Genomic DNA, 14,677 nt, shown 5'->3' with positions numbered 1-14,677 from the left:
CAACCGGTCGCTGGCCACGTCGGTGACCGGCCGGGCGGAGCTGCTCGACGCGCTTACCGAGCTGGAGCGGGCCGGGGCCGCGGTGCTGCCCCGCGGCGGGGCGCTCTACGACCGGCGCAGCGCCCCGCCGCTGCCGCGGTGGGTCCGCCGGACCCCGGCCGCCCCACCGGGCCCGCGGCCCGACACGGGCCGGGTGTGGCCGAGCGCGCTGCCGGCCGCCGCGCGAATCGCCCGACGACCGGAGGAGTTCGAGGTGCTCGAGGCCGCCGCCGGGTTCCTCCGCGGCGCGGCGCGGAACGGATCAACGTGCCGCTCCGCGAGCGCAGCCTGGAGCTCTTCGGCGACGAGAAGCGGCTGGACGCGCTGATGGCGGGCCGGCTGTTCGCCTCCGGCGGGCTGACCCTGCAGCTGCTGCGCTGCCACCTGGTGCCGATGCCGTTCGCCGCACAGTGCGTACCCGGGGCCACCCCGGCAGAGGTCGAGCTGCTGGTCGCGGAGAATCACCACACCTACGCCTCGCTGCTGGAGGCGACTCGGGTGCACGCCGTCGCCGGCGGGCCCGCCCGGTGGGTCGGGTACGGCGGCGGCCGGCAGTTTTGCTCCGCGGTCGCATCGGTCCCGCTGCTGCAGCCGGCCCCGGCCCGCATTCAGTACTTCGGCGATCTGGACCTTCGCGGCCTGGAGATTCCCGCCGCCGCGTCGGCCACCCTCTACGACGACATCGAGAGCCGCGGCCCCGCCACCCGCGCCGGCCTGCCGCCCGTTGATCCGGCGATGCCGTTGTACGAGGCGCTGCTCGCACACGGTCACCGGGCCGCCGCGACCGCCGTCCCCAGCCGGGCGGCGGCCGCGGCGGCCGCATGGCCGGGGCCTCTGGCCGACACCGCAGCGGGCGTCCTCACCAGCGGGCAGCGGATGGCGCAGGAGGCGGTCGGGCTGGAGAAGCTGCTGCTTCATCCGGGCTGGCTGGCGGCGGCGCCCTGACTGGAGCCCCGTACGTCGACGCCTTCGCCATGGAACGGACATCCAGCTCGTGGGGCTTGCCCTGTCGCCCAAGGCGTTCACCCCAGATGATCTACCGGTGTCCGGGAGTTGATCTAAGTTCTGGTCGTGACCGACACACACCCGGCTCCCCACTCGGCCGGTCGCATGCCGTCCTCAGCGGTCCTCGAGGAGCGAGGAGCGCCGAGCCGTTTCCCCCAGTTTTCCCCCAGAACCAGGGGGAACGAGGGCCGAATCAGCGCCTATGGCGGTACCGAACCTCGCCGCGACGACGCGCTGACCTGCGGAAACCTCTCTGGAGTCACGCTCGGTGTGCCGGTTCGACGTGTACTACGACATCTGAGTCGTCGACATCTGAGTCGTCCAGCCGCGGCCCCCGCCCTCATCGAGGTCGGGGGCCGCGGTGCATCCGGGCCGGGGACCCGCCGCGACGCCGCGGTCAGCCGTCCCGACGACCGGTTCCGGCCGGGTCCACGCCGGCCGGACCCTGCGTCAGCACCACCGTCGCCCCGCCGGCCTCGACGGCCTGCAGCGTGCGCAGCTGCAGCAGCGCCGGCTGCTCGGCCACCAGGCGAGCGGCGTTGGCCAGCGCCCTCGTCGCCGCCACCTCCGAGCGGGCGCGCTCGAGAGCGGCCTGCCCCTGGGCGCGGGCGGTCGCGACCTCGGCGGCGGCCCGCCGGAGCTCCGCCGGGACCATGACGTCGCGGAGGGCGAGGCTGTCGATCGCCACGCCCACGGCCTCCGCGGAGCCGGCGACCCGCCCTCGCAGGTCGTCGGGGAGCGAGTCGCGGGCGGCGAGCAGCTCGTCCAGGGTGCGCGCGCCCACCGCCTCGCGCAGCGCGATCTGCAGCGCGGCGTAGAGGAAGCCGTCGGCGTCGTCGACCGCCTCGTACCACCGCCGGGGATCCGCGGTCCGCGCCGCGACGGTGAGACTCACCTTGACCGACAACCCGTCGGCGGTGAGCACCTCCTGGCTCGGGACGACGAGCAGCCGGGGCCGGACCGGCACGCGGACCCGGCGGCGCCGCCAGCGCAGCCGGCGGTGGCGGCCTGCTCCGAGGACCTCCTCGAACCGGCCGTCCCGGTAGAGCAGGACCCGCTCCCACTCCTGGACGACGATCTGCACGTTCCCTGCCCTCCTCTCCCGTCTGCCGGCGCGCGGACCGTCCGGCGCGCGGTCGGGCGCCGGCGGGGAGCGCACGAGGCGCTGCAGACCGCCGGAGCCGGGATGACCACGCGCCGAACGGCGTCGGGAGTCGAACCCGCGCGCTCCTGAGACGCTTGCCCACATGGCATGCCCGCGGCCGACGCGCAGGACCTGCGGCGGCGATGCCGCCCGGCTGCTGACCTCGGGCGGGCAGGATGGTAGCCGCCCAGCGGCCGCAGGGCGTCGGAGTTTTGCCGGGCCTGCCGTCAGGCCGCCGTCCCGAAGGCGCGCCGGAAGTGCTGCGCGGCCTCCTGCTGGGCCTGCTCGGCCTTGTCCAGCACCGCGGCCGCACCGAAGAACTCGTGCATGACGCCCTCGTAGTTCCGGTGCCCGGTCTCCACTCCGGCGGCCTCGAGATCCCTCGCGAACTGCTGCCCCTGACTGCGCAGCACGTCGCGCCCGGCGGTGATGACCAGCGTCGACGGCATGCTCGCCCGCTGCTCCGGCGTCCAGTCGAGCAGCGCGATGCGCGGGTCCGTCGCCGCCTCGGGCTTCCCCTGGAAGGCGTGCATCGCCATCCACGACAGGAGGGCCCGGTTCAGCGGACGGGCGTCGGCGGCGTCGGCCATCGACTCGCCGAACTGCTCGCCGGTGGTGAGCGGGTAGACGCAGACCTGGGCCAGTGGGCGCGGCTGGCCGTTGGCCGCCAGCGTGAGCGCGGTGGCCGCTGCCATGTTGCCGCCGACGGACTCGCCGCCGATCGCCATCCGGGTCGGGTCACCGCCGAACTGGGCGGCGTTCTCCCGCACCCAGGTCCAGGCGGTCAGGACGTCGTCGTGGGCCGCCGGGAAGACCGCCTCCGGCGCCCGCCGGTAGTCGGGGCTGACGACGATCGCACCGGTCTTGGTGCACAGGGCCCGGCAGGAGTCGTCGTAGTGGTCGTCGATGTCGAACAGGACCCACCCGCCACCGTGGAGCCACATGATGATCGGCAGCGCACCGGGCCCGGCGCCGTCGGGCTTGTAGACGCGCAGTCGCTGCTGCCCGCCGGCGCCGTCGGGGATCATCAGGTCGTCGACCGAGCCGACCGGCTCCGGGCCGTCGATGCCCCGCTCGGCCATGACCTTCTGGACCGCCTGCTTGGGGCCCGGCTGCTTGCGCGCCTGGTCAGGCGTGAGGATCTCGAACGGCAGCAGCCCCAGCGAGGAGTGCGCGTCGACGATCGCCTGGGCCTGCGGGTCGAGCAGCCCGGAGGGGTCGGTGGCCATGTCCTTCTGCTTGCCCGAGAGCACGTCCCGGACGTGGTCCAGCGGCTTGGCCAGCATGCCCGCGATCCGCTCGGCCAGACCCTCGTCGGGGGCGTGCGGGTGCGGCCGGGTCGGAGCCTGGCGCTTGGCCGCCAGGAACTTCTCCCCCAGCTCGGCCATCCGTGCGGGCCCGGCCTTCGACCGGAACTCCGGCAGCTCCTCGGACTCCTCGTCGTCGACGTGGTGGCGGACGAGCCCGATCAGGTTTCCGAGCGCCTCCTCGAACTCCGCCTCCCCCGGCTGCGTCCGGCCGAGGACGACGAGCAGCTCCTTGATCTCCTGGTGCTCGTGCTCGGCGTCCTCGTGCTCGTCGGTCATGCCGATCTCGGGCCAGATCGGGTAGAGGACCGTCTCCTCGGCGAAGGCGTGCAGCGCCAGCTGCATCGTGATCTGGTCGACCAGCACCCTCCGGTCGCCGCGGCCGGCCTCCAGGTGCTGGAACTGCCGCTCGACGAACGCGTGGTCGTCGGCGATCAGGTGGTCGATGTCGCCGGGCCTGGTGGGGTACGTCAGGGCCATCGGAGCCTCCGAGGCTGTCGGTCGCGCGCGATCAGGGTCTCCTCCCCGCCTACCCCCGGGGGCGGGGAGGGACACCGTTCCCCGCGGTGCGGCGCGGTCGCTCCCCCCGGCCGCACGACCGCCGCCGTCAGATGCGGAAGGACCCCGCGTCGCGCGGCCACGTCCCGGTGAGCAGCCCGACGGCCGCCTCGACCAGGCCGTAGACGACCAGGGCGGCCGCGATGAGCACGGCCGGCGGCACGACGACCGGCGCGGCCAGCAGGGAGATGCCCAGCACCGCCGGCGCGCTGCGCCACCAGCCCCGGCCGCGCACCGGGTCGGCGAAGGCGCCCCAGCGCACGCCGCACCACATCAGCCAGCGGCGCACCACCGGCACGCCGCTCTCCCGCAGCACCCGGCGGAACAGACCGTCGGCCTCCCGGCCGGTCACCACCCCGCTGACGATCCCGGCGGTGACCAGCCAGTCGTGCAGGATCGCCGCGGCGGTGTAGCGGCCGAACCGCGGCACCAGCCACACCACGACACGGGGCACCGTGGCGAAGTCGGTGACGAACCCGGCGGGGATGACGAACCGGTCGCGGTTGCCGACGTACACCAGCGGCTCGACGACCGTCCAGCGCGTCTCGTCCCGCCTCCGGACGACGACGTCCCCCACCTCGAACGGCACCTGTGCCCCCTCCCCTGCCGGACGCCGCTCAGCGCAGCGCCGGGGCCTCTCGTCCGTCGATGCGTCCGGCCGCGCCGGTGGCCGCCAGTCGGTGATCGACCAGCCGGAACACCAGCAGGAACGCCAGGGCGAGCAGGACGACGAACGCGAGGTTGCGCAGGGCGACGGCGTAGCCCTGGACGCCCACGTCCATGAAGTCGTAGGGGTACCAGCCGGTGACCGTCCCCTGGGCCAGGATCCACGCGATCCAGGCGACCGGCCACAGCAGGGCACGCAGCACCACACCCGTGGTGACGCGGGGGCGCGGCCCGAACAGCAGCCAGCCGACGACGGTGAGGACGGGCGAGACGTAGTGCTCGCCGGCGTTGGTCCACCGGTCGAGGCCCTCCGGGTCGTGCAGCGGCGCCAGCACGACGGCGTAGACGATGCCGGTGATGGTGATCCCGAGCAGCGAGGCCAGCCGCACCACCCGCCAGACCGGCCCGTCGTGGTCGGGATCGCGCACGAGCGGCAGCACGGACGCCAGCACGAGCAGGTCGCTCTGGACGGTGAAGTAGCTGAAGAACCGGACGATCCGCTCGGCGATGCCCAGCGACGCGCCCTCGGGGTCGGTCAGGAGCAGCACGAACTGGGTCGCGACGGATGCGGCCACCACGACCGTGAGCACCGCCCACCAGACCCTGGCCGCGGTGCGGGGAGCGGTCGGCGTCGTCCGGGTCACGCGCGGATCATGCCAAGCAGCCCCCGGGGGGCGACATCACACGTACCGGGCGCATCGTCTGCCCGGGCACTGGGCATGGTGCCGGTCATGCGCCTGCCCGAGCCACGGGGTCCGCTCAGTGACGCCCTCGCCCACGACCTCGCCACCCGCACCAGCCTGTCCGAGACGGTGCTCGAGCGTGCCGGGCGCCTGGCCACGGGCCGGGACGAGGCGCTCACCCACGACGACCTGCAACTCTCCCTCGCCGTCTGCTACGAGCTGCACTACCGGGGATTCGACGAGGTGCCGGAGGACTGGGAGTGGGACCCGGCGCTGCTCGGCCTGCGCGCCGGCCTGGAGCGCCGCCACCTCACCGCGCTGCAGCATCTCGTGGGCGACCTGGCGGTCACCGACGAGCCGATCGACCGGCAGATCACCGCGCTCATCGACGCCGACGAGAGCCCGTCCCTGTCGTCCTACATGGCCAGGCGGGGCACGCTCGAGCAGTGGCGGGAGTACCTGACCCTGCGGTCGGTCTACCACCTCAAGGAGGGCGATCCGCACACCTTCGCCGTCCCGCGGCTGTCGGGCCGGGCCAAGGCGGCGATGGTGGAGATCCAGGCCGACGAGTACGGCGGCGGGTCCGCCGCCCGCATGCACAGCGAACTGTTCGCCGGGCTGATGCGCGATCTCGACCTGGACGCCGGCTACGGCGCGCTGTGGGACCGCGCACCGGCCGTGGCGTTCTCGTCGGTGAACACCATGTCGCTGTTCGGCCTCCACCGGCGCTGGCGCGGCGCGGCCCTCGGACACCTGACCGCGGTCGAGATGACCTCCTCGGAGCCCAGCCGGCGCTACTCGGCCGGGCTGCGCCGGCTGGGCTTCGACGAGCGGACGACGGTGTTCTACGACGAGCACGTGGAGGCCGACGCCGTGCACGAGCAGATCGCCTCGGTGGACATGTGCGGCTCGCTGGTCACCGAGGAGCCGGAGCTCGCCGCCGACGTCCTCTTCGGCGCGGCCGCCTCCCTGGCGATGGACGGCCTCGCGGCGCACCACCTGCTCGGCGCCTGGGACGCCGGCAGCCCGGCGCTGCGCCGGCAGCAGCCGATCGCCGCCTGAGCCGGGCGGGGGATGCTCCTATGGATCGTCAAGCCGCCGGAGCGAGGTCGTTGGTTGGGTGAGCGGGGCGTAGGACGTAGTAGAGCTCGCGGGCGATCATGCGCTTGAGGCAGCGGATGATGTCCTTCTTCGACAGGCCTTCGGTGGTGCGGCGTTCGACGTAGGCGCGGGTGCGTGGGTCCCAGCGCATCCGGCAGAGCACGATGCGGTAGAGGGCGGCGTTGGCCTGTCGGTCTCCGCCGCGGTTGAGCCGGTGGCGGTGGGTCTTGCCCGAGGAGGCCGGGATCGGGGCAACGCCGCAGAGCATGGCGAAGGCCGGCTCGGAGTGCAGCCGGTCGGCGTTCTGTCCGACGGTGACGAGCAGCTGGCTGGCGACGTCGGCGCCCACGCCGGTGCAGTCGAGCAGGTCGGGGTTGATCTGGGCAACCAGCGGGCCGATGAGGTCGTCGAGCTCGTTGATCTCCTCGCTGAGGAGCTGGTGGCGGCGGGCCAATGAACGCAGCGCGCGCTTGACGGCCTGCTCCGGCTCGCCGATGCGGTTGAGATCGGGGCGCAGCCCGGCGCAGGTGCCGATCAGCGTGACGCCCTTGAGGCCGCGCAGCTGGGCGCGCAGCGGCTCGGGAGCGGTGACGATCAGCGACTTGATCCGCCGCTGGCAGTCCGCCCGCTGGTCGATCGCGCTGCGACGGGCCACCCGCAGGTTGCGCAGCGCCTCCACCTGCCCGCTGCGGTCCTTCGGGGTGCCGGTGCGGGTGCGGGCCAGCGCGGTGCGGGCGGCGGCCTCGGCGTCGAGCGGATCGGACTTGCCGGCGAACCGGCGGGTCTTGCGGTCGGGCCGGTCGACCTCGACCATCGCCACGCCCTCGACGGCCAGGTGCCGGGCCAGCCCGGCGCCGTAGACGCCGGTCCCCTCTACGCCGACGACCAGCAGCACCCCGAACCCGCGCAGCCAGGCCAGCAGTTGCCGGTAGCCGGCCGCGGTAGCCGGGAACTGCCGGTGGCCCAGCAGCCGCCCGGCGCCGTCCACGGCGGCAGCGGTGTGGGTGTCGGAATGGGTGTCCACGCCACCGGCCACCTGGACCTGGCCCGGGACGATCTCTGGTGCGATGGTGGTCATCGCCGTCCTTCTCGCTCGCAACCGACAGGGCGGCACGCACCGCCGGGCGAACGGACAAGACAGTGATGGGTGCCTGCTGGCACAGGCTCCTATGAAGTCACACCGCCACGACCGGTGAGTGCAGGCAGCCCCGCAGCGGACCGAACCGACAGATCCCGTTGAAGACCCGAAGTCAGTCAGCCGAAGGGTCAGGAACGACCGCTGCGGGGCAGCGCCTACATCCTCACTGTCAGCCGGCGGGCACCGCGTCGCCGCGCTCGCCGGCGCCGGTCCGCGTCCGGGTGATCGCCCAGCCGAAGACCGCGGCCACGGGGAACATCACGACCCCGTAGACCGCCGCGGGCACCGCGAGCTCCACGCTGCCGAGCACGCTGATCGCGACGGTGATCGCCAGCGTGCTGTTGTGCACACCGATCTCGAAGCTGCTCGCGATGGCCTGCGCACGCCCGATGCCGAGGAGCCGGGGGACGGCGAACCCCACGCCCAGGCTGCACAGGCAGAAGACCAGGGCGGGCAGGCCGACCGCCCGCAGGTACTCGCCGACGTCGTCCCGCTCGGCGACGATCGTGCCCGCGATGACCAGCGCGAGCACGAGCGCCGACAGGATCCGCACGGGCTTGTCCATCCGGTCCGCGAAGGCCGCCGCCGACCGCCGCACCAGCATGCCGAGGGCCACCGGCACGAGCACGATCGCGAAGACCTGCAGGGTCTTGCCGAACTGCAGGCCCAGCGTGCCGCCACCGGCCGGCTCGAAGAAGCCGATCGCGAGGTTCGTGACCACGGGAAGGGTCACCACGGCGATCACCGAGTTCAGCGCGGTGAGGCTGATGTTGAGCGCGACGTCACCCCGGTAGAGGTGGCTGAACAGGTTCGCGGTGGTGCCGCCGGGCGAGGCGGCCAGCAGGAGCAGGCCCACGGCCAGGAGGGGTGGCGGGTCGAACGCCAGGACCAGCCCGAAGCACAGCACCGGCAGGGCCAGCAGCTGCAGGAGGAGGGCGATGACGACGGCCTTCGGCTGCCGGGCGATCCGGGCGAAGTCACCGGGGGTGAGCGACAGGCCGAGCCCGAACATGACGACCGCCAGTGCCAGCGGGAGCGCGACGGCGGTGAGCGCAGAATCCATGGCCCGCATCCTGCGCGATGCAGGTCACGTTCCCCGCATCCGACGCCCCGGCGCCGGTCAGTCCTCGCCGCCGTCCTCCCGCAGGAGACGGGCCGCGGGGCGGGGCCGGCTCGGCGCGCTGGGCGCGGAGAACCCGGCCCGTTTGTGCGAGCCGTCGCAGAACGGCTTGATGCCGGACTTCCCGCACCGGCACAGCGCGATCGTGCGGCGTCCCGGGTCGATCTCGGTGCCGTCCTGGTCGACGAGCCGGAAGTCGCCGCGGACGATCAGCGGACCGTCCCGGTAGGGCGTGATCGTGGCGCCGTCCTCCGGGTCGCCGGCGGGCCCGCCCTCGACGTCCTCGGGCAGGTCCGGCTCGGCCGACAGTGATCGCGACACACCCCCAGCATGCCCGCGCCGACGCGGGACTACACCGCGCCGGCGCCGGCCGCTCAGCCCTCCGTGAACTCGAGGGTCTCGACCATGCGGTCCAGGACCCGGACGTTCCGCGCGTAGTCGAACTGCGGCAGGCCGACCGTGTTGACCACCAGCGTGCTCGGGCCGTCGTCCCCTTCGCCGAGGTCGACGACGTAGCTGGTGGTCCGCACCCCCTCGGGCCAGAGGCCCTCACCCGAGGAGACCCGCTCGATCCGCACCGCGGTCCGGCCGCCGACCGTCGTCTCGGTCCGGCTCTGCACCTCGTCGGGTCCGGAGCCGGCGACCCGGTCGAACGGAACGGGCTCCACCGAGGCGGTCACCGCACCCACCCGGGCATCGGTACCGGCCGGCACAGTGAACGGCTCCGGGGCGAACCGGGTGCACGCGGGCACGGTCTCCCCCGAGTTCACCGACCACGACTCCGGATACGAGATCGCGAAGCCGGCCGGGCTCTCGCAGCGCTGGGAGAGCGCGACGGGCGCCGCCGGCTCCTCGGCGAGGATGTCGACCACGATCCGCTGCGGCGAGGTCAGCGCCCCGACCGCGAACGGGCGTTCCCGGTCCACCCCGGCGAAGAAGGTGTAGTGGCCCTCGAAGAGGGTGTCCTCGACGAGGGTGTCCAGCACGGTCGCCCCGGCGATCTCCTGCTGGTCGGGACCGTCCCAGGGCTGCACGCCCTCGGGCGCGTCGCCCGGCAGCGCGAGGTTGGTCAACGTGATGCCGAGGACGGCCTCGCCGGGCACCTCCACCGGGGCTCCCGACCCCTGGGCACGCGGGTCGTCGGTGTAGCCGACCCGCCAGCCGGCCTCACCCTCGCCGGCGACCTCGAAGACGATCCGGTCGAACCCCTCGTGGGCGCCGAGTCGCACGTCGGTGAGGGCCACCAGCGGCCCGTCGCCGGTGGCGATGGACTCGGCGGTGTCGCCGTCCCCGATCGGCTGCAGCGTGCCGGCACCGTCCTCGGACGGATGGCGGACGTCCACCACCAGGCGCGGCGGATCCTGGAAGACGGCGACGCCGTAGGGTGTCCGGTCGGTCAGGCCGACCGTCCAGGCCATGTTCGCCTCGAAATCGCCGGTCTGGACGACCTCGGTCACCACGGTGCCACCCGCCGGCTCGATGCGGTCGGCCCCCTCGTAGATCTGCTCGGGGCGTTCGCCGGACAGGTCGACGGTGCTGGCGGGGGTGGTGCGCACCTCCAGGAAGGCGTCTCCCTCGATCTCCACCGGCCGGCCCGAGGCGTCCTGCGTGACCGGCGGCTCGACGTAGGACACGCGGTAGCTGGGCACCCGGTCGCCCTCGAACTCCAGCACGACCCGGTCGAAGCCCTCGTGCTCGGCGGCCCGGACGTCGGTGAGGTGGGCGACCGGCCGGCCGACATCGGGGAACCCACCCCCCTGCACGGCGGAGGTGCCCGGGTCGCCGACCGGCTCGAGGGCCTGGTCGTCGCTCAGCGTGATCTCGGTCGGTGAGGTGGTCGGGGACGCGGTGGGGGACGCGTTCGGGTCGGAACCGGCCGACGAGCCGCCGTCCGTGGTGCAGGCCGTGAGGAGCAGAGCCGCGCAGACTCCGGCGGGAAGGAAACGCATCGCATGTCCTGCCTTGGTCTCGGGGTCAGGTCCTCCCCGTGCCCTTGCCGTCTTCCCCGGTTCCGAACCCACTCGGGCCCGATGCAACCGGATCGTCATGTGCCGGCCCGGCTCCGGTCACTGCGCCGGCCCGGGCGGGGGCTGCCCGTAGAACACCTGCTCGACCACGGTCCGGGCGTGCCGGGTGGTCCGGCGGTAGTCGTCGACGAACTGACCCGGGTCGTCGTCGGGGCCGTACCCGCACGCCCGGGCGACGCCGGCCAGCTCCAGGCCCGGGCGCGGCAGCTGATCGCTGGGCCGGCCGCGTACGAGGAAGATGGCGTTCCGCGCCCGGGTGGCCAGGTCCCAGGCCGTCCGCAGCGCGTCCGCCTGCTCGCCGTCGAGCAGCCCGGTCTCCTCGAGGGCGCCGAGCGCCTCGGCCGTGGGGGTGACCCGCAGCGCGGGCGTCTCCGCGGCGTGCTGGAGCTGCAGCAGCTGGACGGTCCACTCGACGTCGGCCAGCCCGCCCCGGCCGAGCTTGGTGTGGGTGGCCGGGTCGGCGCCGCGCGGCAGCCGCTCCCGCTCGACGCGCGCCTTGATCCGGCGGATCTCGGCCACCTGCTCGGCGGTCAGGCCGGCGGCCGGGTAGCGGATCGGGTCGATCAGCTCGACGAAGTCCGCGCCGAGCCGCTCGTCGCCGGCGACCGGCACCGCCCGCAGCAGCGCCTGCGCCTCCCAGACCGACATCCACCGCTCGTAGTACTCGCGGAAGGCCGAGAGGCTGCGGACCAGGGGACCCTGCCGGCCCTCCGGTCGCAGATCGGCGTCGACCTCGAACGCCGGGTCGGGCGCCGGCTCGCTGAGCAGCCGCCGGAGGGTGTGCGCGACCGCGTTGGCCGCGGCCGAGGCCTTGGCCTCGTCGGCACCCGACCGCGCCCGGTGCACGAACAGCACGTCGGCGTCGGAGCCGAACCCCAGCTCTCCCCCACCCAGCCGGCCCATGCCGATGACGGCGAGGTCCATGGGCAGGTCGGCCACGTCGGTTCCCGAGTCGGCGGCGTGCGCCCGCAGCGCCGCGTCGAGCCCGGCCTGCAGGGTGGCGACGGCGACGTCGGTCAGCGCGCGCCCGACCTGGAGCGCGTCCAGCCCGCCCAGCAGGTCGGCCGAGGCGATGCGCAGCAGCTCCTGCCGGCGCAGCCCGCGGATGACCCGGACCCCGGCCTGCGGATCCGGCGCCCGGCCGGCGGCCTGCCGCCACGCCTTCGCCAGCGCGGCCGCCGATCGCGGCGCCAGCTCGGCGTCATCGGCCAGCAGCCGCAGCGCCTCCGGGGTACGGGTGAGCAGCGAGGCGACGTACTGGCTCGAGCCCAGCAGCTGGGCGAGCCGCTCGGCCACCTGCCCCTCGTCCCGGAGCAGCCGCAGGAACCACTGGTTGCCACCCAGCGCATCGCTGACCTGCCGGTAGGCGAGCAGGCCGGAGTCGGGGTTCGGGCAGGAGGCGAACGCCTGCAGGAGCACCGGCAGGAGATACTTCTGGATCGAGGCCGACCGCGAGACCCCGGCGGTGAGCGCCGCGAGGTGCCGCAGGGCGCCGTCGGGGTCGGCGAAGCCCAGCGCCCGCAGCCAGTCACCGGCGGCCTTGGACCCCAGCTGGAGGTGCTCCCCCGGCACCCGGGCGACGGCGGTGAGCAGGGGCCGGTAGAAGAGCTTCTCGTGCAGCCGGCGCACCTCGCGCGTGTGCAGCGCCAGCTCCGCCCTCAGCACGTCGACGGCATCGCCGCGGTGGTCGGGCTTGTACCCCAGCGAGCGGGCCAGCCAGCGCAGCTGCTGCTCGTCGGTGGGCAGCAGGTGGGTGCGGCGCAGCCGCAGCAGCTGCAACCGGTGCTCGACCGTGCGCAGGAAGCGGTAGGAGGCGATGAGGGTGGCGGCGTCCTCCCGGCCGACGTACCCACCGGCCGACAGCGTCATCAGCGCCGGTAGCGTGCCGCCCACCCGGAGCATCGGATCGGCCCGGCCGTGCACCATCTGCAGCAGCTGGACGGCGAACTCGACGTCGCGCAGGCCCCCGCGGCCGAGCTTCAGCTCCCGCTCGGCCTGCGCCGGCGGGATGTTGGCCTCGACCCGGCGGCGCATGGCCTGGACCTCGGCGACGAAACCCGGCCGGTCGCCGGCCTTCCACACCAGCGGCCACAGCGCCTCGACGTAGGTCCGGCCCAGATCGGGGTCACCGGCGACCGGACGCATCTTGAGCAGCGCCTGGAACTCCCAGGTGTCGGCCCACTGGTCGTAGTAGGCGGCGTGCCCGGCGACGGTCCGCACCAGCGCGCCGGCCTTGCCCTCGGGCCGCAGCGCGGCGTCGACCTCCCAGGCCGCCTCCTGGCAGATGCGCATGAGCGACGCGGCGACCCGCGTGGCGCCGGCGAGGGCCGGGGGCTCGGGGTCACCGGGGTCGACCGGCTCGGCCACGAACACGACGTCGACGTCGCTGACGTAGTTCAGCTCCCGCCCGCCGGTCTTGCCCAGCGCGATGACCGACAGCCGGCAGGGGGCCGTGTCCTGCGGCTGCTCGGCGACGGCCAGCGCCAGGCCTGCGGTGAGCACCGCGGCGGCGATGTCGGCGAGCTCCGCCGCGGCCTCCTCGGCCGGCACCCCATCGGCCAGGTCGCGCCCGGCGAGCGACAGGATCGCCCGGCGGTAGGCGTGCCGCAGGGCCGCGATCCGCGAGGGCCCGGCGTCGGGCGCTGCGGAGCCCAGGCGGACCCCCCACGGCGGGTCGTCGGGGTCGGCACCGACCGCCGCGAGCATCTGCTGCTCCAGCGCGTGCGGGGTGGGCCGGTTCGGCCCGTTGGCGTCGTCGAGCACCTCCCAGTCCAGCGGGTAGGCGGCGAGGTGGTCGGCCAGCCCCGAGCTCGCGCCCAGGACGGCGAGCAGGCGCGCGCGCAGGTGACCGGAGCCGCGCAGCCGGGCCAGGAGCGTGGCGGCCGCGCCACCGGTGTCGTCCTCCGCGTCCAGCGCCTCGACCAGCCGGTGCAGCGACCGGACGGCGAGATCCGGATCGCCGGCGCGGGCCAGGGCCGCGACCACCGGGCCGGCCTCCGGGTCGGCCGGCTCGTTGCGCCCGAGATCCCACAGCCCCAGCGACGGGTCGGACAGCAGCCGCGCGGCGCGCTCGCCGTCCTCGAATCCGAAGCGGACCAGACGGACGACCGCCGGGCGCGGGATCTCCGCCTGCGGCACGGTCATGCGCGCGCCCCGGAGCGGCTTTCGACCAGCGCGGCGAACCGGGCGGCGAACGGCTGCCAGGCGTCGGCGATGTCGTCGTGCGCGGCGTCGGCCCGGGCGCACAGGGTCTCCAGGTCGAGGGGGGCGGCGGCCACGCCGACCGGGTCGCTCCCGGCCCAGGCACGCACCATCTCCGGCGTCGTCTCGATGTGGAACTGCAGCCCGTACACGCAGTCGCCGACCCGGTAGGCCTGGTACGGGTAGTGCGGGCTGCTCGCGAGCAGGGTCGCGCCGGCGGGCAGCTCGGCGATCTCGTCGTGGTGCCACTGGATCACGTCGGGCGACAGCGGCAGCGGCCCGAAGACCGGGTCGGCGTCCGCGGCGTCCCGCTTGGCGACCAGCGTGGCGCCCACCTCCGGGCCGTCCACGCCGACGCGGACCCGGCCGCCACCCACCTGCGCCAGCAGCTGCGCCCCCAGGCAGACGGCCAGGGTGGGGAGGTCGGCCTCGACCGCCCGGCGGAGCAGGGCCCGGACGCCGACGAGCTCGGGGCTGGTGGCCTCGTCGTCCAGCGACGACTGCGGCCCGCCCAGCACCACGAGCCCGTCCACACCGGTCAGGTCGGCCGGCAGCGGGTCGCCGGTGCCGAGGTGGCGCTCGTCGAGCTCCAGCCCGGACTCGCGCAGCCACTCCCCCAGCCGCGCGGGCGGATCGGTCTCGCTCGGGACGACGACGAGCAGGCGGGCCACGCCGTCGAGGTTAGTGG

General features: G+C 74.4%; 13 protein-coding genes. 3 read left to right on the top strand and 10 right to left on the bottom strand.

Annotation, left to right across the window (positions count from 1 at the left end; genetic code table 11):
* The first annotated feature begins 22 nt into the window (after nt 1–22).
* Nucleotides 23–367 (top strand): hypothetical protein, encoded by a 345-nt coding sequence (locus ABDB74_RS07265; RefSeq protein WP_346622898.1) that lies wholly within the window; start codon nt 23–25, stop codon nt 365–367.
* Entirely contained in the window at nt 307–984 is a 678-nt protein-coding gene (locus tag ABDB74_RS07260; RefSeq protein ID WP_346622896.1) for a hypothetical protein, read from the top strand. The genes ABDB74_RS07265 and ABDB74_RS07260 overlap by 61 nt, the downstream gene beginning before the upstream one ends.
* A 457-nt stretch (nt 985–1,441) precedes the next feature.
* Here ABDB74_RS07260 and ABDB74_RS07255 read toward each other — a convergent pair whose 3' ends face one another.
* The 4 genes from ABDB74_RS07255 to ABDB74_RS07240 all read right to left on the bottom strand — a co-directional run bounded on the left by ABDB74_RS07255 (nt 1,442) and on the right by ABDB74_RS07240 (nt 5,363).
* Nucleotides 1,442–2,128, bottom strand: a complete 687-nt coding sequence (locus ABDB74_RS07255; RefSeq protein WP_346622894.1) for an SPFH domain-containing protein — start codon at nt 2,126–2,128, stop codon at nt 1,442–1,444.
* 287 nt (nt 2,129–2,415) lie between these two features.
* Nucleotides 2,416–3,975, bottom strand: coding sequence for an alpha/beta hydrolase fold domain-containing protein (locus ABDB74_RS07250; RefSeq protein ID WP_346622893.1), 1,560 nt, complete (start codon nt 3,973–3,975; stop codon nt 2,416–2,418).
* 127 nt (nt 3,976–4,102) lie between these two features.
* Nucleotides 4,103–4,642: a DUF1353 domain-containing protein gene (locus ABDB74_RS07245; protein WP_346622891.1), complete on the bottom strand. Its 540-nt coding sequence runs from the start codon at nt 4,640–4,642 to the stop codon at nt 4,103–4,105.
* 28 nt (nt 4,643–4,670) lie between these two features.
* Nucleotides 4,671–5,363 (bottom strand): Pr6Pr family membrane protein, encoded by a 693-nt coding sequence (locus tag ABDB74_RS07240; protein ID WP_346622890.1) that lies wholly within the window; start codon nt 5,361–5,363, stop codon nt 4,671–4,673.
* A gap of 87 nt (nt 5,364–5,450) precedes the next feature.
* On the opposite strand from ABDB74_RS07240, the gene ABDB74_RS07235 reads away from it, so the two are divergent.
* Nucleotides 5,451–6,464, top strand: coding sequence for an iron-containing redox enzyme family protein (locus tag ABDB74_RS07235; protein ID WP_346622888.1), 1,014 nt, complete (start codon nt 5,451–5,453; stop codon nt 6,462–6,464).
* Between the two features lie 28 nt (nt 6,465–6,492).
* Here ABDB74_RS07235 and ABDB74_RS07230 read toward each other — a convergent pair whose 3' ends face one another.
* From ABDB74_RS07230 to ABDB74_RS07205, 6 genes are all read right to left on the bottom strand, one after another.
* Entirely contained in the window at nt 6,493–7,581 is a 1,089-nt protein-coding gene (locus ABDB74_RS07230) for an IS110 family transposase (protein WP_346621943.1), read from the bottom strand.
* A gap of 229 nt (nt 7,582–7,810) precedes the next feature.
* Complete coding sequence (locus tag ABDB74_RS07225) at nt 7,811–8,704, bottom strand: bile acid:sodium symporter family protein (protein WP_346622886.1); 894 nt, start codon at nt 8,702–8,704, stop codon at nt 7,811–7,813.
* Between the two features lie 57 nt (nt 8,705–8,761).
* Nucleotides 8,762–9,082 carry a CDGSH iron-sulfur domain-containing protein gene (locus ABDB74_RS07220; RefSeq protein ID WP_346622885.1) on the bottom strand — a complete coding sequence of 107 codons (321 nt, stop codon included), beginning with the start codon at nt 9,080–9,082 and terminating at the stop codon, nt 8,762–8,764.
* A gap of 53 nt (nt 9,083–9,135) precedes the next feature.
* Entirely contained in the window at nt 9,136–10,710 is a 1,575-nt protein-coding gene (locus ABDB74_RS07215) for a hypothetical protein (protein ID WP_346622883.1), read from the bottom strand.
* 117 nt (nt 10,711–10,827) lie between these two features.
* Nucleotides 10,828–13,932 carry a bifunctional [glutamine synthetase] adenylyltransferase/[glutamine synthetase]-adenylyl-L-tyrosine phosphorylase gene (locus ABDB74_RS07210; protein ID WP_346622881.1) on the bottom strand — a complete coding sequence of 1,035 codons (3,105 nt, stop codon included), beginning with the start codon at nt 13,930–13,932 and terminating at the stop codon, nt 10,828–10,830.
* Complete coding sequence (locus tag ABDB74_RS07205; protein ID WP_346622879.1) at nt 13,929–14,660, bottom strand: type 1 glutamine amidotransferase; 732 nt, start codon at nt 14,658–14,660, stop codon at nt 13,929–13,931. The genes ABDB74_RS07210 and ABDB74_RS07205 overlap by 4 nt, the downstream gene beginning before the upstream one ends.
* Nucleotides 14,661–14,677: the final 17 nt, after the last annotated feature.

Source organism: Blastococcus sp. HT6-4 (assembly GCF_039679125.1).
GTDB lineage: Bacteria > Actinomycetota > Actinomycetes > Mycobacteriales > Geodermatophilaceae > Blastococcus > Blastococcus montanus.
The sequence above is the reverse complement of the archived record's forward strand: the minus strand, read 5'-3'. Positions and strand labels throughout refer to the sequence as shown.